Annotated in this window: 21 protein-coding genes; 11 read left to right on the top strand and 10 right to left on the bottom strand. The window is 59.3% G+C overall.

The genetic code is table 11. The features are described 5' to 3' along the window. Nucleotide 1 precedes the first annotated feature (1 nt). A complete protein-coding gene (locus RHM69_RS26285; RefSeq protein ID WP_003188606.1) occupies nt 2-1,276 on the top strand; it encodes a uracil-xanthine permease family protein in 1,275 nt (424 codons plus the stop codon). Nucleotides 1,277-1,403: 127 nt separating this feature from the next. On the opposite strand, the gene hisC is transcribed toward RHM69_RS26285, so the two are convergent. The 10 genes from hisC to RHM69_RS26235 form a co-directional block, all read right to left on the bottom strand. Continuing rightward, nucleotides 1,404-2,456 (bottom strand): histidinol-phosphate transaminase, encoded by a 1,053-nt coding sequence (gene hisC, locus RHM69_RS26280; RefSeq protein WP_019816955.1) that lies wholly within the window; start codon nt 2,454-2,456, stop codon nt 1,404-1,406. A 3-nt stretch (nt 2,457-2,459) separates the two neighbouring features. Further along, the gene (gene hisD, locus RHM69_RS26275; RefSeq protein WP_014716941.1) at nt 2,460-3,776 is read right to left on the bottom strand and encodes a histidinol dehydrogenase; all 1,317 of its coding nucleotides are present in this window, start codon (nt 3,774-3,776) and stop codon (nt 2,460-2,462) included. A gap of 128 nt (nt 3,777-3,904) precedes the next feature. Next, on the bottom strand, nt 3,905-4,540 hold the full coding sequence (gene hisG, locus RHM69_RS26270; protein WP_003188599.1) for an ATP phosphoribosyltransferase: 636 nt from the start codon (nt 4,538-4,540) through the stop codon (nt 3,905-3,907). 213 nt (nt 4,541-4,753) lie between these two features. Beyond that, nucleotides 4,754-6,019 carry a UDP-N-acetylglucosamine 1-carboxyvinyltransferase gene (murA, locus tag RHM69_RS26265; RefSeq protein WP_003188598.1) on the bottom strand — a complete coding sequence of 422 codons (1,266 nt, stop codon included), beginning with the start codon at nt 6,017-6,019 and terminating at the stop codon, nt 4,754-4,756. A gap of 23 nt (nt 6,020-6,042) precedes the next feature. Then, on the bottom strand, nt 6,043-6,282 hold the full coding sequence (locus RHM69_RS26260; protein WP_003188597.1) for a BolA family protein: 240 nt from the start codon (nt 6,280-6,282) through the stop codon (nt 6,043-6,045). A 114-nt stretch (nt 6,283-6,396) separates the two neighbouring features. Next, on the bottom strand, nt 6,397-6,702 hold the full coding sequence (locus RHM69_RS26255; RefSeq protein WP_003188596.1) for an STAS domain-containing protein: 306 nt from the start codon (nt 6,700-6,702) through the stop codon (nt 6,397-6,399). Beyond that, nucleotides 6,699-7,346 carry an MlaC/ttg2D family ABC transporter substrate-binding protein gene (locus RHM69_RS26250; RefSeq protein ID WP_014716940.1) on the bottom strand — a complete coding sequence of 216 codons (648 nt, stop codon included), beginning with the start codon at nt 7,344-7,346 and terminating at the stop codon, nt 6,699-6,701. The genes RHM69_RS26255 and RHM69_RS26250 overlap by 4 nt, the downstream gene beginning before the upstream one ends. Before the next feature lie 11 nt (nt 7,347-7,357). Next, nucleotides 7,358-7,825 carry an outer membrane lipid asymmetry maintenance protein MlaD gene (mlaD, locus tag RHM69_RS26245; protein WP_003188593.1) on the bottom strand — a complete coding sequence of 156 codons (468 nt, stop codon included), beginning with the start codon at nt 7,823-7,825 and terminating at the stop codon, nt 7,358-7,360. Further along, entirely contained in the window at nt 7,825-8,622 is a 798-nt protein-coding gene (mlaE, locus tag RHM69_RS26240) for a lipid asymmetry maintenance ABC transporter permease subunit MlaE (RefSeq protein WP_003188592.1), read from the bottom strand. The genes mlaD and mlaE overlap by 1 nt, the downstream gene beginning before the upstream one ends. After that, complete coding sequence (locus RHM69_RS26235; protein WP_003188590.1) at nt 8,622-9,431, bottom strand: ATP-binding cassette domain-containing protein; 810 nt, start codon at nt 9,429-9,431, stop codon at nt 8,622-8,624. Before RHM69_RS26235 ends, mlaE begins: the two co-directional genes overlap by 1 nt. 310 nt (nt 9,432-9,741) lie before the next feature. On the opposite strand from RHM69_RS26235, the gene RHM69_RS26230 reads away from it, so the two are divergent. The 10 genes from RHM69_RS26230 to RHM69_RS26185 all read left to right on the top strand — a co-directional run bounded on the left by RHM69_RS26230 (nt 9,742) and on the right by RHM69_RS26185 (nt 16,750). Then, nucleotides 9,742-10,716, top strand: coding sequence for a KpsF/GutQ family sugar-phosphate isomerase (locus RHM69_RS26230; RefSeq protein ID WP_200599246.1), 975 nt, complete (start codon nt 9,742-9,744; stop codon nt 10,714-10,716). After that, nucleotides 10,717-11,241, top strand: a complete 525-nt coding sequence (locus RHM69_RS26225) for a KdsC family phosphatase (protein ID WP_014716938.1) — start codon at nt 10,717-10,719, stop codon at nt 11,239-11,241. An 8-nt stretch (nt 11,242-11,249) separates the two neighbouring features. Continuing rightward, complete coding sequence (gene lptC, locus RHM69_RS26220) at nt 11,250-11,822, top strand: LPS export ABC transporter periplasmic protein LptC (RefSeq protein WP_014716937.1); 573 nt, start codon at nt 11,250-11,252, stop codon at nt 11,820-11,822. Continuing rightward, complete coding sequence (lptA, locus tag RHM69_RS26215; RefSeq protein ID WP_020301264.1) at nt 11,809-12,342, top strand: lipopolysaccharide transport periplasmic protein LptA; 534 nt, start codon at nt 11,809-11,811, stop codon at nt 12,340-12,342. The genes lptC and lptA overlap by 14 nt, the downstream gene beginning before the upstream one ends. Then, nucleotides 12,342-13,067, top strand: a complete 726-nt coding sequence (gene lptB, locus RHM69_RS26210; RefSeq protein WP_003188582.1) for an LPS export ABC transporter ATP-binding protein — start codon at nt 12,342-12,344, stop codon at nt 13,065-13,067. The genes lptA and lptB overlap by 1 nt, the downstream gene beginning before the upstream one ends. Nucleotides 13,068-13,251: 184 nt before the next feature. Further along, nucleotides 13,252-14,745: an RNA polymerase factor sigma-54 gene (locus RHM69_RS26205; protein WP_014716935.1), complete on the top strand. Its 1,494-nt coding sequence runs from the start codon at nt 13,252-13,254 to the stop codon at nt 14,743-14,745. 75 nt (nt 14,746-14,820) lie between these two features. After that, nucleotides 14,821-15,126, top strand: a complete 306-nt coding sequence (gene hpf / locus RHM69_RS26200; RefSeq protein ID WP_014716934.1) for a ribosome hibernation-promoting factor, HPF/YfiA family — start codon at nt 14,821-14,823, stop codon at nt 15,124-15,126. Between the two features lie 10 nt (nt 15,127-15,136). After that, nucleotides 15,137-15,601: a PTS IIA-like nitrogen regulatory protein PtsN gene (ptsN, locus tag RHM69_RS26195; RefSeq protein WP_014716933.1), complete on the top strand. Its 465-nt coding sequence runs from the start codon at nt 15,137-15,139 to the stop codon at nt 15,599-15,601. A 2-nt stretch (nt 15,602-15,603) separates the two neighbouring features. After that, a complete protein-coding gene (rapZ, locus tag RHM69_RS26190; RefSeq protein WP_019816957.1) occupies nt 15,604-16,461 on the top strand; it encodes an RNase adapter RapZ in 858 nt (285 codons plus the stop codon). Nucleotides 16,462-16,477: 16 nt separating this feature from the next. Next, complete coding sequence (locus tag RHM69_RS26185; protein WP_014716931.1) at nt 16,478-16,750, top strand: HPr family phosphocarrier protein; 273 nt, start codon at nt 16,478-16,480, stop codon at nt 16,748-16,750. Nucleotides 16,751-16,850: the final 100 nt, after the last annotated feature.

Raw genomic sequence — 16,850 nt, 5'->3', positions numbered from 1 at the left:
CATGCAGGATGAATTCAACGACCCGCTTTGGCGCCAGATCCTGTCTGGCGCACAAATGCTCTTCGTAGCATTTGGCGCGTTGGTGTTGATGCCGCTGATCACAGGTCTTGATCCAAACGTCGCGCTGTTTACCGCAGGCCTGGGCACGTTGTTGTTCCAGGTGGTGACAGGGCGGCAGGTGCCGGTATTTTTGGCATCGAGCTTCGCGTTCATCACCCCGATCATTCTCGCCAAGGGCCAGTTCGGCCTGGCGGCGACCATGGGCGGCGTGATGGCGGCGGGTTTCGTCTATACGTTCCTGGGACTGGCCGTGAAGGTCAAGGGCACCGGTTTTATCGACCGGCTGCTGCCGCCCGTGGTGATTGGCCCAGTGATTATCTCGATCGGCCTGGCCATGGCGCCGATTGCCGCCAACATGGCCATGGGCAAGTCTGGCGACGGTGCAGAGCTGATCCACTATCAGACGGCGATGCTGATCTCGATGCCAGCGCTGCTTACCACTTTGATCGTGGCGGTGTTCGGCAAGGGCATTTTCCGCCTGGTGCCGATCATTTCCGGCGTGCTGGTGGGTTTTGCCATGTCGTTCTACTTTGGTGTGGTCGACACGGCGAAGATCGCCGCCGCCCCCTGGTTCGCCCTGCCCCACTTCACCGCGCCGGAGTTCAACTGGCAGGCCATCCTGTTTATCGTCCCGGTGGCCCTGGCCCCGGCGATCGAGCATATCGGGGGGGTGATTGCGGTAGGCAGCGTGACCGGCCGCGATTACCTGAAAAAGCCTGGCCTGCATCGCACGCTGCTGGGTGACGGTATCGCCACCACGGCTGCCGGCATGTTTGGCGGCCCGCCGAACACCACCTACGCCGAAGTGACCGGCGCCGTGATGCTGACCAAGAACTACAACCCGAAAATCATGACCTGGGCGGCAGTGTTTGCCATCAGCCTGGCGTTCATCGGCAAGTTCGGCGCGCTGCTGCAGAGCATCCCGGTGCCGGTGATGGGCGGGATTCTGTGCCTGCTGTTCGGCTCGATTGCCGCGGTGGGGATGAACACGCTGATTCGCCACAAGATCGATCTGGGCGAGGCGCGCAACCTGGTGATTGTGTCGGTAACCCTGGTGTTCGGGATTGGCGGTGTGCTGGTGGGTACCGGCACCGGCCCGGATGATTTCGGCCTCAAGGGCATCGCCCTGTGTGCAGTGGTGGCAATTGGTTTGAACTTGCTGCTACCGGGCAATGATGGCTGGAAGAACAAGAAGCCGGATGAGCCGCTGCTGTAACTGACTAAACGCAAATCAGTGTGGGAGCTGGCTTGCCTGCGATAGCGGTGTATCAAACGACAGATAGGTCGACTGTTACACCGTCATCGCAGGCAAGCCAGCTCCCACATTTGATTTTCAGCGTCTGTTAGAGCTCACCGAGCCCGTCGATCAGCGCCTGGCTCTGCTCCGGCGTCCCGATGCTGATCCGCAGGAACTGGGCAATCCGCTCCTGCTTGAAGTGCCGCACGATCACCCCTTGCTCACGCAACTTGGCGGCCAGCCCTGCAGCGTCATGCCGCGGGTGACGGGCGAAGATGAAGTTCGCTGCCGATGGCAACACCTCGAATCCCTTAGCTTCCAATTGCGCGACGACCTGGTTGCGGCTGTCGATCACCCACTGGCAGGTTTTCTCAAAGTATTCACGGTCGTCAAAAGCGGCCGCCGCGCCAACAATCGCCAACCGATCCAACGGGTAGGAGTTGAAGCTGTTCTTGACCCGCTCCAGCGCCTCGATCAGGTCTGGGTGGCCCACAGCCAGGCCCACACGCAAACCGGCCAGTGAGCGCGATTTGGACAGGGTCTGGGTCACCAGCAGGTTCGGGTAACGGTCGACCAGGCTGATGGCAGTTTCGCCGCCAAAGTCGATATAGGCTTCATCGACCACCACCACCGAATCCGGGCTGGCCTTGAGGATCTGCTCCACCGCGTCCAGCGCCAGTACGCAGCCGGTGGGCGCGTTAGGGTTGGGGAAGATGATCCCGCCGTTGGGCCTGGCATAGTCAGCGGCCCGAATCTGGAACTGTTCGTCCAGTGACACCGCGTCGAACGTAATGCCGTACAGGCCGCAGTACACCGGGTAGAAGCTGTAGCTGATATCCGGGAACAGCAGCGGCAGATCGTGCTGGAACAGGCCATGGAAGATGTGCGCCAGGACTTCGTCAGAACCGTTGCCGAGGAACACCTTGCCGGCATCGATCCCGTAATACCTGGCCACGGCCTGCTTGAGCAGGTCGCTGTTGGGGTCCGGGTACAGGCGCAAGTTGTCGTTCAACTCGGCCTGCATTGCCGCCAGCGCCTTGGGGGATGGGCCGTAGGGGTTTTCGTTGGTGTTGAGCTTGACCAGTTTGGTCAGCTTCGGTTGCTCACCGGGTACGTAAGGCACCAGGTCCTTGACGAAAGGGCTCCAGAATTTGCTCATGCCTTACGCTCCCTTGACGATGCGGTATTCAGCGCTGCGTGCGTGCGCGCTGAGGGATTCACCACGGGCCAGCACCGAGGCGGTCTTGCCCAGCTCGGAAGCGCCTTGTGGCGAGCAGAAGATAATCGACGAGCGCTTCTGGAAGTCGTACACCCCAAGCGGCGACGAGAAACGCGCAGTGCCGGAGGTGGGCAACACGTGATTGGGGCCGGCGCAATAGTCGCCCAGGGCTTCGCTGGTGTGACGGCCCATGAAGATCGCCCCAGCGTGACGGATCGATGGCAACCAGGCCTGTGGGTCCGCCACGGACAGCTCCAGGTGCTCCGGTGCGATGCGATTGGCCACTTCAATGGCCTGCTCCATGTCACGCACCAGAATCAGCGCACCACGGCCGTTGATCGACTTCTCGATGATCTCGGCACGCTCCATGGTCGGCAGCAGCTTATTGATGCTGGCGGCGACCTTGTCGAGGAACTCGGCATCGGGGCTGACCAGGATCGCCTGGGCGTCTTCATCGTGCTCCGCCTGGGAGAACAGGTCCATGGCGATCCAGTCCGGGTCGGTCTGGCCGTCACACACCACGAGGATTTCCGAGGGCCCGGCGATCATGTCGATACCGACCTGGCCAAACACATGGCGTTTGGCGGTGGCGACGTAGATATTGCCGGGACCGACCACTTTATCGACCTTCGGCACGCTTTCGGTGCCATAGGCCAGCGCTGCAACGGCCTGGGCGCCACCAATGGTGAATACCCGGTCGACACCGGCGATGCAGGCGGCAGCCAGCACCAGCTCGTTGATCTCGCCACGGGGGGTCGGCACCACCATGACCACTTCGGTCACGCCGGCGACTTTGGCCGGGATCGCATTCATCAACACCGACGATGGATACGACGCCTTACCGCCCGGCACGTAAAGGCCGGCGCGGTCCAGTGGCGTGACCTTCTGGCCCAGCACAGTGCCGTCGGCCTCGGTGTAGCTCCAGGAGTCCTGCTTCTGTTTTTCGTGATAGCTGCGTACCCGCGCCGCAGCGACTTCGAGTGCTTCGCGCTGCGGTGCGGTGATGCGCGTCAGCGCCAGCTCCAGGCGTTCACGCGGCAGGATCAGGTCAGCCATGGACTGCACGTCCAGGCCGTCGAACTGGCGGGTGAAATCCACCAGCGCAGCATCACCGCGCTCACGCACGGCCTTGATGATGTCGAGCACCCGCTGGTTGACCGAGTCGTCAGACACGCTTTCCCAGCTCAGCAGATGATCCAGATGATGGGCGAAATCCGGGTCGGCAGCGTTGAGTCGGGCAATTGCAGTGGACGTGGTCATAGCGAGGGCCTCAATAGAATTGGCAAAAACTCAGGCGCCCTAAACTAGCAGTCGTTTCCGCTTGGGCACCTGAGAATTCTGGCTATGAGGCGGATAGACGGGCGCAGCTCTTCAGCTACGCGGGTGAGTCAACCGCGGTGTCGAGACTCCACTGCCTTGCGCAGGGTGTCGATCAACGCCTGAATACGGGCGTGCTGCATCTTCATCGATGCTTTGTTGACGATCAGGCGGGAGCTGATGTCAGCGATAAAATCCTGGGGCTCCAAACCGTTGGCACGCAGGGTGTTGCCGGTGTCGACCACGTCGATGATCTTGTCCGCCAGCCCGATCAGCGGTGCCAGCTCCATGGAGCCGTAGAGCTTGATGATATCGACCTGACGGCCTTGTTCGGCGTAATAGCGCTTGGCAACGTTGACGAACTTGGTGGCGACCCGCAGGCGGCCCTTGGGCTCGACATCACCCACGCGGCCAGCGGTCATCAGCTTGCACAGGGCGATGCGCAGGTCCAGAGGCTCGTACAGGCCCTGGCCACCGTATTCCATCAGCACGTCCTTGCCGGCAACACCCAGGTCGGCGGCGCCATGTTCAACGTAGGTCGGCACGTCGGTAGCCCGCACGATCAGCAGGCGCACGTCGTCCTGGGTCGTGGGGATGATCAGCTTGCGGCTCTTGTCCGGATTCTCGGTCGGCACGATGCCCGCTTCAGCCAGAAGCGGCAACGTGTCGTCAAGGATGCGGCCCTTGGACAGTGCGATGGTCAACATGGGAAATGTCAGTCCTTCATCAGGCTATTGCTGTCCGGTCGCAAACGGCGCCAGACACAGATCGAGGCCATGACAGCCTCGATTTGAAACAAACCAGTGTTTGTAGGAGCGAGCTTGCTCGCGAAGAACGTCAACGATAACGCGTTTATTCAGAGTCAACGCGGTGCACATGAGGCCTTCGCGAGCAAGCTCGCTCCTACAGGGCAGCGGGGACTAGCCCGGTACGCGGCGAATCTTCGCGCCGAGCATCTGCAGTTTCTCTTCGATGCACTCGTAACCACGGTCTATGTGGTAGATGCGGTCGATCAGGGTGTCACCTTCGGCGCACAGTGCCGAGATTACCAGGCTGGCCGAGGCACGCAGGTCGGTTGCCATGACTGGCGCGCCCTTGAGCTTGTCGATCCCGGTGACGATGGCGGTGTTGCCTTCGACCTGGATCTTGGCGCCCATGCGGTGCAGTTCATACACGTGCATGAAGCGGTTTTCGAAGATGGTCTCGATCACAGCACCGGTGCCTTCGGCAATCGCGTTCAAGGAGATGAACTGCGCTTGCATGTCGGTCGGGAACGCCGGGTACGGAGCGGTACGCACGTTGACGGCTTTTGGCCGCTTGCCGTGCATGTTCAGCTCGATCCAGTCTTCGCCGGTGGTGATCTCTGCGCCGGCTTCCTTGAGTTTTTCCAGGACGGCTTCCAGGATGGTCGGATCGGTGTCCTTGACCTTCACACGGCCACCGGTCACGGCAGCGGCAACCAGGTAGGTACCGGTCTCGATGCGGTCAGGCATGACTTTGTAGGTGGCGGTGTGCAGACGCTCTACACCATCAATAGTGATGGTGTCAGTGCCAGCGCCGGAAACTTTGGCGCCCATGGCGTTGAGGAAGTTGGCCAGGTCGACCACTTCCGGCTCGCGTGCGGCGTTCTGCAACACGCTGCGACCGTTGGCCAGGGCAGCGGCCATCATGATGTTCTCGGTACCGGTGACGCTGACGGTATCAAAGAAGAAGTTCGCGCCGCGCAGGCCGCCTTCCGGCGCCTTGGCTTTGATGTAGCCGCCTTCGACGTCGATGACTGCGCCCATGGCCTCAAGGCCACGGATGTGCAGGTCGACCGGACGCGAACCAATGGCGCAACCGCCAGGCAAGGCTACTTCGGCTTCGCCGAAACGGGCAACCATCGGGCCCAGCACCAGGATCGACGCACGCATGGTTTTCACCAGTTCGTACGGGGCAATCAGGGTCTTGATGGTACGTGGGTCAATTTCGACGGCCAGTTTCTCGTCGATCACCGGCTCAATGCCCATGCGACCGAACAGCTCGATCATGGTGGTGATGTCGTGCAGGTGCGGCAGGTTGGCCACAGTCACCGGGCCATCGCACAGCAGGGTCGCTGCCAGGATCGGCAAGGCGGAGTTTTTCGCACCGGAAATGCGAATCTCGCCATCAAGGCGGGCACCGCCGGTAATAATCAATTTATCCATAAGAATCTCGACGCCTTGGGGGCTCAGGTGCGCTCGGCCCAGGCCGCGCGGCTGAAAAATTTCATAGTGACCGCATGGATGCTGCCATCGGTGATCCATGGGTTCAAATGGGCATAGATCTGCTGCTGACGCTTGACCGGGCTCAATGCCGCCAGTTCATCGCTAATCACGTTCAGCTGGAAATTGCAGCCTTCGCCTTCGACTTCTACAGTCGTTTCAGGCAGCTTTCCTTCAAGGAAGCTCTTAACTTCTAGGGCCTGCATGCTCAACCTCTATCGGCGCCCAGTGCGCACGGGTCGCACATCATACAAAAAAGCCCCGCGCCTGCGAACCCCGCATAGCAGGACTCTGACGGGGGGCTTCTTTAACAATGTGTATTAAGGATGCGCCAGTAGCTCGGTCAAACCGGAAACTTCGGCAATTTCGCGCATGTCTTCCGGCAACGCACGGATACTGACGGGTTTTTTCGCCGCCTCGGCATCACGCATGAAGCACAGCAACAACGACAGGCCGACGCTGCTGGACTTGGTCACCGCCGAGCAATCAAGCACCAGCTCTGGCGCTTTGCTGGCCTTGATCAGCGCCTGGCCCTGCTTGCGCAGGTCAGGCCCGGTGCGGTAATCCAGCACGCCGCTGAGGAACAGCTCGCCGGCATCGCCGATACGAACAGCCGACTCGGTCATTGCGCAGGCTTCCCGGCAGCTTTGTCGGTTTCTTCCTTGGCCTTGGCCACTTCACCGGCCCAACCGTTGATGGTCTTGTCCAGATCGTTGCCATTGCGCTGCATCGCGTCGGCGAACTGATCACGGAACAGCTTGCCGATGTTGATACCGTTGATGATCACGTTACGCAGCTTCCACTCACCGTTGATCTTCGTCAGGGTGTAGGACACAGGGTACACGGCGCCATTGCTGCCGGAGACTTTCATCCCGACTTCAGCACGGTCGCCCGACTCGTCCTTGGGCGCATCAACGATAATGCCCTGGTTGTTGTATTCCAGCAGAGCGTTGCCGTAGAACTGGAACAGACCCTTCTTGAAGTTTTCCTGGAACGTCTGCATCTGCGCAGGCGTAGCCTTGCGCGAATACTTGACCGTCATGATGCTTTTGGAGATGCCTTCAGCATCGACCACAGGGCCAACGATCGTGTTGAGCGCGTTGTAGAACTTGGAAGGGTCTTGCTTGTACTGTTCTTTATTAGCCTTGAGGTCAGCCAGCATTTTGCTGGTGGTGTCCTGCACCAAATCGTGGGCAGAACCTGCCGCGTTGGCCATCATCGGCAATGCTGCAAGCAGTACCAGCAGGCCACGTCGCAAGGTAGAGATCATGAACAGATTCCTCATTTGGCGTCTTTATTGACCGTATTGAGCAAAAATTTTCCGATCAGGTCTTCAAGCACCAGCGACGACTGTGTGTCGTGGATGGTCGAACCATCCTTGAGCAGGGCTGTTTCCCCGCCCACGCTGACCCCGATGTACTTCTCGCCCAGCAAACCCGCAGTGAGGATAGATGCCGTGGAGTCAGTTGGCAGATTATCTACCTTCTTGTCCAGTTGCATCGTCACCCGACCGGTAAAGCTGTCGCGATCCAGATCGATTGCCGTGACTTTGCCGATGGTGACACCGGCCATGGTCACTTTGGATCTGACCGTCAAACCGGCGATATTGTCGAAGTACGCGTAAAGTTTATAGGTATCGGCGGTAGGGCTGGCCGACAGGCCGCTGACTCGCAGGGCCAACAACAGTAAAGCCAGGATGCCAGCCAGCAAGAAAAGGCCGACACCGATTTCCACAGTGCGGTTTTGCATCAGAAATCTCCAAACATCAAGGCGGTCAAAATGAAGTCAAGGCCCAGTACCGCCAACGAGGCGTACACAACGGTCTTGGTGGTGGCACGGCTGATCCCCTCTGAAGTGGGCTCACAGTCATAGCCTTGGAATACGGCAATCCAGGTCACCACAAAGGCAAAGACGATGCTCTTTATAATGCCGTTGAGCACGTCACCGGTGAAGGTCACGCTGTTTTGCATGTTGGCCCAGTAGGAGCCGTCGTAGACCCCCAGCCAGTCAACCGCCACCCACGAACCACCCCAGATACCCACCACGCTGAAGATCATTGCCAGCAGTGGCAGGGAAATGAAGCCGGCCCACAGGCGCGGGGCAACAATGTACTTGAGCGGGTCCACGCCGATCATTTCCAGGCTGGACAGCTGCTCGGTGGACTTCATATTGCCGATTTCAGCGGTCAACGCCGAGCCCGCACGCCCAGCGAACAACAAGGCGGTGACCACCGGGCCAAGCTCACGCAACAGGGTCAGGGCCACCATCTGCCCTACCGCCTGCTCCGAGCCGTAGCTGGACAGGATATTGAAACCCTGCAGGGCCAGCACCATGCCGATGAACACGCCGGAGACCACGATGATCACCAGGGACATCACCCCCACCGAGTGCAGTTGCTTGACCAGCAGGCCAAAGCCGCCGCCGATGCCGCCGCGCCCCAGCAAGGCGTGAAACAGGAAAATGGTCGAACGCCCCAGCACTTCGACGATGTCGATGCCCGAACGACCGAAAAGGCGAACCTTCTCGATAAGAGATGTCTTGCGCATCAGCGCTTCCCCAGAAGATCTGAGCGGTAGTCCGCCGCCGGAAAGTGAAAAGGCACCGGGCCATCGGGGTTGCCGGTCATGAATTGGCGAATGCGCGGGTTATCGGCGTTCATCAACTCTTCAGGCGTACCCTGCCCCAGCACCTGGCCATCACCGACTACATACAGATAGTCGGCAATGCTCGCGGTTTCGGCCAGGTCGTGGGATACCACGATACTGGTGATTCCCAGTGCATCGTTGAGCAGGCGGATCAGGCGCACCAACACGCCCATGGCGATCGGGTCCTGCCCCACGAATGGCTCGTCATACATGAGGATCTGTGGGTCGAGGGCAATGGCCCGCGCCAGGGCGACACGGCGCTTCATGCCGCCGGACAACTCGTCCGGCATCAGGTCGATGGCGCCGCGAAGGCCTACGGCCTGCAGCTTCAGCAACACGATGTCACGAATCATTTCATCGGACAGCTGGGTGTGCACCCGCAGCGGGAAGGCCACGTTTTCGAACACATCGAGGTCGGTAAACAGCGCGCCGCTCTGGAATAGCACGCCCATATGCTTGCGCGCATCGAACAGATCGCTGCGTGACAGCGTCGGCAGGTTCTGGCCGTTGACCCACACTTCCCCGGCACTGGGGCGCAATTGCATGCCCATCAGGCGCAACAGGGTGGTCTTGCCGCAACCGGAAGGCCCCATGATGCCCGTGACCTTGCCGCGAGGAATGCGAATATCGACGTTATTGAAGATGCTGCGCGTCCCGCGCTTGAAGGTAAGACCCTTCAGCTCGACCGCGTAGGCGTTATCGGCACTCATCTAATCTCCTTGGGATGCAGCCTTTCACTCAGACACCATGTGTGCGACTTTGGTTTTCAACAGATGCGCAATAGTTGAGCACATGGGTTGGGCGGACCGAACTGGCGGCGAACTATATCACTGCTGGTACAGAGCGCCCAAGGCCGGAACAGCGCTGGTTCAGATTTGAGACAGGGAAAAAACGTTGCTTGCTATGTTGCCCACGGTGCTTTTCAGTTATCCCGCGCACAAAGCCTGACGAACTTGCGTGAGGGAATCGATCATTACCGCTATAATCGCCGACTTTTCGTCAGGCTATACGATTTCAGACATGAGCCAATCCAGCGACCTTATTCAATCCGCACAACGCACCATACGCCTTGAGCTTGAAGCCGTAGAAGGCTTGCTGGCCCATATCGACGCGGATTTCGTGCGCGCCTGCGAGATGATTCTGGCGAGCAAGGGCCGCGTTGTGGTGGTCGGCATGGGCAAGTCCGGCCACATTGGCAACAAGATCGCGGCGACCTTGGCGAGCACGGGGACCACTGCGTTTTTCGTGCACCCGGCCGAAGCCAGCCACGGCGACATGGGCATGATCACCAAGGATGACGTGATTTTGGCGCTGTCCAACTCCGGCACCACCAACGAAATCGTGACCCTGTTGCCGCTGATCAAGCGCCTGGGCATCCAGATGATCAGCCTCACAGGTAACCCTGAGTCAACGTTGGCCAAGGCTGCCGACGTCAACCTGAACGTGCACGTGACCCACGAAGCCTGCCCACTGAATCTGGCGCCCACCTCCTCCACCACCGCCGCGCTGGTAATGGGCGATGCCCTGGCGGTGGCATTGCTGGAGGCCCGCGGGTTTACGGCCGAGGACTTCGCATTTTCACATCCGGGTGGCGCACTGGGCCGTCGCCTGCTGCTGAAAGTGGAAAATGTCATGCATCGCGGCGCCGAGCTGCCGAGCGTTCCACGCGGCACTCTGCTTCGGGATGCGCTGATGGAAATGACGCGCAAGGGCTTGGGCATGACCGCCATCGTCGAAACCAATGGCCGGCTGGCCGGGATATTCACCGACGGCGACCTGCGTCGCACCCTCGACCGCACCATTGATATCCATACCGCGACCATCGACGCCGTGATGACCCCTCACGGCAAGACCGCCCGCGCCGAAATGCTCGCGGCTGAAGCGTTGAAAATCATGGAAGACCACCGGATAGGTGCACTGATCGTGGTCGACCACGATGATCGGCCGATCGGGGCCCTAAACCTAGGCGACTTGCTGCGCGCAGGAGTGATGTAAATGATCAGCGACCTGATGCAACGCGGTAAAAACATCAAACTGGCGATTTTCGACGTTGACGGCGTGCTGACGGATGGCCGCCTGTACTTCCTCGAAGACGGCAGCGAATTCAAGACCTTCAACACCCTCGATGGCCAAGGCATCAAAATGCTGATGGCAGCGGGCGTGCAAACCGCAATTATCAGCGGTCGAAAAACACCGGTTGTGGAACGCCGCGCACAAAACCTCGGTATTCCTCACCTGTATCAGGGCCGCGAGGATAAACTGGTGGTGCTGGACGAGCTTCTTGGCCAACTCAACCTAAGCTATGAACAGGTCGCCTATCTGGGCGACGACCTGCCAGACCTGCCGGTGATTCGCCGGGTGGGCCTGGGCATGGCCGTCGCGAATGCCGCGGCGTTTGTCCGCGAACACGCCCATGGCATCACCACCGCCCGTGGCGGCGAAGGTGCCGCCCGCGAGTTCTGCGAGTTGATCCTGCGTGCCCAGGGCAGTCTTGAAGCGGCCCACGCCGCCTACCTATAGAGCGTTATATGCTGAGCAAAAAGATTCGCAACTTCCTGTTATTCGGGGTCATCGCCGCGCTGCTCCTGGCGGTGGGCTACTGGAATATCAGCCCGGAGCGCTTTCTCGACAAGCCTGTTGCGCAGGTTGACGAAGGTCTTATCGACTATTACGCCACCAATGCCTACAGCATTCAGTACCTGCCTGACGGCAAGGTGCAGTATGAGATGACATCGGACAAGGTCGAGCACTTGAAGGCTTCCGAAGTCAGCCTGCTGACCAATCCGGACCTGAACCTGTATCGCGGCACCGAATTTCCCTGGCACGTCACCAGCAAGCGTGGCGAGGTCAACCCGGATGGCACCGAAGTTGAACTGATCGACTCGGTTCGCGTCGCACGTACAGACGCGCAGAACCGCGACACCATCATTACCAGCAGTCGCATGACCGTATTCCCACAGAAGCAATATGCGCAGACCGAGCAAGACGTTAGAATCGACGGCGCTGGCGGTGTATCGACTGGCAAGGGAATGAAAGCGTATTTGAAAGAAAGCAGGATACACCTGCTATCGAACGTAAGAGGACAGTATGAGGCTCGTTAAAACCCTCCCTATTTTGCTCGGTCTGGGCGCAGCACTGGGAAGCGTGAGCGCCTGGGCTCTGCCGAACGATAGCCAGCAACCGATCCATATTTCGGCTGACGATGCACAGCTCGATGACAAGAAAGGTGTTGCCACCTATACAGGCGGCGTGATCATCACCCAGGGCTCGATGAAGATCACCGGCAACACGGTGACTCTGACGCGCACCCAGACAGGCGACATTGACGTGGTGACGTCGGTGGGCAACCTGGCTTATTTCGAGCAGAAGCAGTCCGCTACCGACACCGGCCCGATGAAAGGCTACGGCAAGACTATCCAGTATCACGCCCAGCAGAATCGTATCGTGTTGATCGACCAGGCCAAGGTACTGAGCCCAGACGGCAACTCGACCGAAGGTGAAAAGATCACCTATGACACCGTCAAGCAGATCGCCAACGCCGGTCGCGCCAACGGCTCCAAGGTCACTGCACCGCGCCCGCGCATCGACATGGTTATCCAGCCGAAGAAGAAGGCCGAGTAATGGCAACCCTGAAAGCCCAGCATCTGGCCAAGGCCTATAAAAGCCGCCAGGTGGTACGCGACGTCAGCCTGTCGATCGACAGCGGCCAGATCGTCGGTTTGCTCGGCCCCAACGGTGCCGGCAAAACCACTTGCTTCTATATGATCGTCGGGCTGGTCCAGGCAGACCAGGGTCGTGTATTGATCGACGACCTGGATGTCAGCCATCAACCCATGCACGGTCGTGCACGGGCAGGTATTGGCTATCTTCCCCAGGAAGCGTCGATCTTCCGCAAACTGTCGGTAGCCGATAACATCATGGCGATTCTCGAGACCCGCAAGGAACTCGATCGCGATGGCCGCCGCCAGGAGCTGGAAAGCCTGCTGCAGGAATTCCACATCAACCATATTCGCGACAACCTCGGCATGAGCCTGTCCGGTGGTGAGCGCCGCCGCGTGGAAATCGCCCGCGCCCTGGCGACCGCGCCGAAATTCATCCTGCTGGATGAACCCTTTGCCGGTGTCGACCCGATTTCGGTGGGTGACATCAAGCAGATCATCCATCACCTCAAGGCCAAGGGCATTGGCGTGCTGATCACCGACCACAACGTGCGCGAAACCCTCGATATCTGCGAAACAGCGTATATCGTCAACGATGGTCAGCTGATTGCCGAAGGCGATGCCGAGACTATCCTGGCTAACGAGCTGGTGAAGGAAGTGTACCTGGGTCACGAGTTCCGCCTGTAAACACAGGGGTATCGCGCTTTTCCCTGGAGCGCGCGGGAGTCAATGGAAACCTCGGTTTTTTTATTGTTACCGCGCTCTAGGCAAAGGCCCCGAGATCAGGCATATAATTTGCTTATGTTTGGCGCTCACGCGCCCTGTCGTGGATGGCGCATTGCGCCGGCGAATAAGGTGTTAAGCCCCTGCCATGAAACCATCGCTAGTCCTGAGAATGGGCCAGCAGCTGACGATGACACCGCAGCTGCAACAGGCCATCCGCCTGCTCCAATTGTCGACCCTGGACCTGCAACAGGAAATCCAGGAGGCCCTGGAGTCCAATCCGATGCTCGAACGCCAGGAAGAAGGCGACGACTTCGATAATGCAGACCCGCTGGCCGACAACATCGAGCAAAAACCCAATCCCGACGTGCAGGAACCCTCCTATCAGGAAACCGCCCCGACGGTGGACAACCTGGAGGAAGGCGACTGGAACGAACGCATTCCCAACGAGCTTCCCGTGGACACCGCGTGGGAAGACGTCTACCAGACCAGCGCCAGCAGCCTGCCGAGCAACGATGATGACGAGTGGGACTTCACCACCCGTACGTCGGTGGGCGAGAGCCTGCAGAGCCACCTGTTGTGGCAACTGAACCTGGCGCCGATGTCCGATACCGATCGCCTGATCGCGGTCACCCTGATCGACTGCATCAACAACCAGGGCTACCTGGACGAAACCCTCGAGGAGATCCTTGAGGCCTTCGACCCGGAACTGGATATCGAACTGGACGAAATCGAAGCCGTCCTGCACCGCATCCAGCAATTCGAGCCCGCCGGCATTGGTGCCCGCACACTCAGCGAGTGCCTGTTGCTGCAACTGCGCCAATTGCCGGCCAAGACCCCATGGCTCACCGAAGCGCAACGCCTGGTCAGTGACTACATCGACCTGCTGGGCAGTCGCGACTACAGCCAACTGATGCGCCGTATGAAGCTCAAGGAAGATGACTTGCGCCAGGTCATCGAGCTGGTGCAAAGCCTCAACCCGCGCCCAGGCTCGCAGATCGAATCCAGCGAAGCCGAATACGTAGTGCCCGACGTCATCGTGCGCAAGGACAACGAACGTTGGCTGGTGGAGCTGAACCAGGAGTCGGTACCGCGCCTGCGGGTCAACCCGCAATACGCAGGTTTTGTGCGCCGCGCCGACACCAGCGCCGATAACACCTTCATGCGCAACCAGTTGCAGGAAGCGCGGTGGTTCATCAAGAGCCTGCAAAGCCGCAACGAAACCCTGATGAAAGTCGCAACCCAGATCGTCGAACACCAGCGCGGTTTCCTGGAGTACGGCGACGAGGCCATGAAGCCTCTCGTGCTGCACGACATCGCCGAAGCCGTCGGCATGCATGAATCGACGATTTCCCGGGTTACCACGCAGAAATTCATGCATACCCCACGGGGTATTTATGAGCTGAAATACTTTTTCTCCAGCCACGTCAGCACCTCTGAAGGCGGTGAATGCTCGTCCACGGCGATCCGCGCGATCATCAAAAAACTGGTTGCCGCTGAAAATCAGAAAAAGCCGTTGAGTGACAGCAAGATCGCTGGTTTACTGGAGGCACAAGGCATTCAGGTCGCCCGTCGAACCGTCGCCAAGTACCGCGAGTCCCTAGGGATCGCGCCATCCAGCGAGCGTAAGCGTTTGATGTGACGGGCGGGCCACAGCGTTCCAGTGGTGGGTATTCCTGCCCACCGCTTTATGCACTGGCAACGAAGGAGAAGCTGTATGCAAGTCAACATCAGTGGACACCAGCTGGTAGTCACCAAGCCCCTGCGTGAATACACCGAGAGCAAACTGAACAAGCTTGCGGGACATTTTGACAAGATCACCAACGTGCAGGTCACCATGGAGGTCGATAAGCTCAAGCAGAAAATCGAGGCCACCCTGCACGTACCGAATGCCAAGCTCGTTGCCAATGCAGAACATGAAGACATGTACGCGGCAATTGACTCGCTCTACGACAAGCTCGACCGCCAACTCATAAAGCATAAGGAAAAGAATCTGCACCTGATGCAAGGTACAGGTCGTTAACTCTCCCCCCATGATCCGACTTGAAACCATCCTGACCCCCGGCCGTTCCCTCGTGAACGTGCCGGGCGGCAGCAAGAAAAAAGCCCTCGAACAAATTGCCAACCTGATCGCACGCGAAGTGCCGGATCTGGAGATGCAAGATGTCTTCGAAGCGTTGATTGCCCGTGAAAAACTCGGTTCCACCGGTTTTGGCAACGGCATCGCCATTCCGCACTGCCGCCTCAAAGGCTGTGAAACACCTGTGAGCGCCTTGCTGCACTTGGATCACCCCATTGATTTCGACGCCATCGACGGCGCCCCGGTCGACCTGCTCTTCGTGCTGCTGGTCCCGGAAGCCGCCACCGATGCGCACCTGGAACTGCTCCGGCAGATCGCCAGCATGCTGGACCGCAAGGATGTACGCGACAAACTGCGCAGCGCCTCCAGCAATGAAGCGTTGTACCAAGTTGTCCTGGATGAACAAAACGGGCAGTAATCATGCGTTTGATCATCGTCAGCGGTCGCTCCGGCTCGGGTAAGAGCACCGCCCTCAATGTGCTTGAGGACAACGGCTTCTATTGCATCGACAACCTGCCCGCCGGCCTGCTGCCAGAGCTGGCGGAACGCGCACTGATCCATACCGAATTGGCGCAGCCGCTGGTGGCGGTCTCGATTGATGCGCGCAACCTGCCTAGCCACCTCTCGCGGTTCCCGGAACTGTTGGAAGAAGTGCGTGCCAAGCACATTCATTGCGATGTGCTGTACCTGGATGCCGACGAAGAGACCTTGCTCAAGCGGTTCTCCGAAACCCGTCGACGCCACCCCCTCAGCAGCGCCAACCGCTCCCTGGCCGAAGCCATCGAGGACGAGACCAAGCTGCTCGGGCCGATCATTGACCTGGCCGACCTGAAGATCAACACCACCAATCTGAACCTGTATCAGTTGCGCGACGCGATCAAGCTGCGCCTGCTGAACCAGCCTGAGCCGGGGACGGCGTTTCTGGTCGAGTCATTTGGCTTCAAGCGCGGCATGCCGGTAGATGCCGACCTAGTGTTCGATGTGCGCTGCCTGCCCAACCCTTACTGGAAGCCGGAGTTGCGCGATCAGTCCGGGCTGGATCAGCCTGTGATCGACTACCTGGCCGCACAACCGGATGTGGAAGAGATGTTCCAGGACATCTCCAGCTACCTGCTCAAATGGTTGCCGCGCTTTGCCGCCAGCAATCGAGCCTATGTCACCATTGCCATTGGCTGCACCGGCGGCCACCACCGCTCGGTCTATTTGACTGAACGGCTGGGCCAGGTGCTGCAACAAACCCTCAAGAACGTCCAGGTTCGCCACCGCGACCTGAGTTGAAAGGAACACCTGCGCGATGCCTGCTCTGGAAATTGAAATCATCAACAAGCTGGGCTTGCACGCCCGGGCGTCGGCTAAATTCGTCGGCGTGGCCGGGCAGTTCCCCTGCCAGATCCGTGCTGGGCGTACGCCAGAGTCCATGGTCGATGGCAAAAGCATCATGGCGATGATGATGTTGGCGGCCGGCAAAGGCACCAAAATCCATCTGCGCACCGAAGGCGAGCAAGAAGACGAAGCAATGGCCGCACTGGTCGCGTTGATCAACAACTACTTCGACGAAGGCGAATAACCCTACTGTAGGAGCTTGCTCGCGAAAAACGTCAACGATAACGCGGGCATCCTGGTTAACGCAGTGCTCTCAGTTTTTTTTGCGAGCAGGCTCCCTCCTA

It is taken from the genome of Pseudomonas sp. CCI1.1, assembly GCF_034348165.1.
Lineage (GTDB): Bacteria > Pseudomonadota > Gammaproteobacteria > Pseudomonadales > Pseudomonadaceae > Aquipseudomonas > Aquipseudomonas paracarnis.
Note: the sequence above shows the minus strand (reverse complement) of the source record. Positions and strands in the feature narration are given on the sequence as shown.

Bases quoted from the DNA above. Each gene is read 5' to 3' on its own strand.
- RHM69_RS26285 (WP_003188606.1), top strand. From the start codon at position 2: ATGCAGGATGAATTCAACGACCCGCTTTGGCGCCAGATCCTGTCTGGC.
- hisC (WP_019816955.1), bottom strand. From the start codon at position 2,456: ATGAGCAAATTCTGGAGCCCTTTCGTCAAGGACCTGGTGCCTTACGTA.
- hisD (WP_014716941.1), bottom strand. From the start codon at position 3,776: ATGACCACGTCCACTGCAATTGCCCGACTCAACGCTGCCGACCCGGAT.
- hisG (WP_003188599.1), bottom strand. From the start codon at position 4,540: ATGTTGACCATCGCACTGTCCAAGGGCCGCATCCTTGACGACACGTTG.
- murA (WP_003188598.1), bottom strand. From the start codon at position 6,019: ATGGATAAATTGATTATTACCGGCGGTGCCCGCCTTGATGGCGAGATT.
- RHM69_RS26260 (WP_003188597.1), bottom strand. From the start codon at position 6,282: ATGCAGGCCCTAGAAGTTAAGAGCTTCCTTGAAGGAAAGCTGCCTGAA.
- RHM69_RS26255 (WP_003188596.1), bottom strand. From the start codon at position 6,702: ATGACCGAGTCGGCTGTTCGTATCGGCGATGCCGGCGAGCTGTTCCTC.
- RHM69_RS26250 (WP_014716940.1), bottom strand. From the start codon at position 7,346: ATGATCTCTACCTTGCGACGTGGCCTGCTGGTACTGCTTGCAGCATTG.
- mlaD (WP_003188593.1), bottom strand. From the start codon at position 7,825: ATGCAAAACCGCACTGTGGAAATCGGTGTCGGCCTTTTCTTGCTGGCT.
- mlaE (WP_003188592.1), bottom strand. From the start codon at position 8,622: ATGCGCAAGACATCTCTTATCGAGAAGGTTCGCCTTTTCGGTCGTTCG.
- RHM69_RS26235 (WP_003188590.1), bottom strand. From the start codon at position 9,431: ATGAGTGCCGATAACGCCTACGCGGTCGAGCTGAAGGGTCTTACCTTC.
- RHM69_RS26230 (WP_200599246.1), top strand. From the start codon at position 9,742: ATGAGCCAATCCAGCGACCTTATTCAATCCGCACAACGCACCATACGC.
- RHM69_RS26225 (WP_014716938.1), top strand. From the start codon at position 10,717: ATGATCAGCGACCTGATGCAACGCGGTAAAAACATCAAACTGGCGATT.
- lptC (WP_014716937.1), top strand. From the start codon at position 11,250: ATGCTGAGCAAAAAGATTCGCAACTTCCTGTTATTCGGGGTCATCGCC.
- lptA (WP_020301264.1), top strand. From the start codon at position 11,809: ATGAGGCTCGTTAAAACCCTCCCTATTTTGCTCGGTCTGGGCGCAGCA.
- lptB (WP_003188582.1), top strand. From the start codon at position 12,342: ATGGCAACCCTGAAAGCCCAGCATCTGGCCAAGGCCTATAAAAGCCGC.
- RHM69_RS26205 (WP_014716935.1), top strand. From the start codon at position 13,252: ATGAAACCATCGCTAGTCCTGAGAATGGGCCAGCAGCTGACGATGACA.
- hpf (WP_014716934.1), top strand. From the start codon at position 14,821: ATGCAAGTCAACATCAGTGGACACCAGCTGGTAGTCACCAAGCCCCTG.
- ptsN (WP_014716933.1), top strand. From the start codon at position 15,137: ATGATCCGACTTGAAACCATCCTGACCCCCGGCCGTTCCCTCGTGAAC.
- rapZ (WP_019816957.1), top strand. From the start codon at position 15,604: ATGCGTTTGATCATCGTCAGCGGTCGCTCCGGCTCGGGTAAGAGCACC.
- RHM69_RS26185 (WP_014716931.1), top strand. From the start codon at position 16,478: ATGCCTGCTCTGGAAATTGAAATCATCAACAAGCTGGGCTTGCACGCC.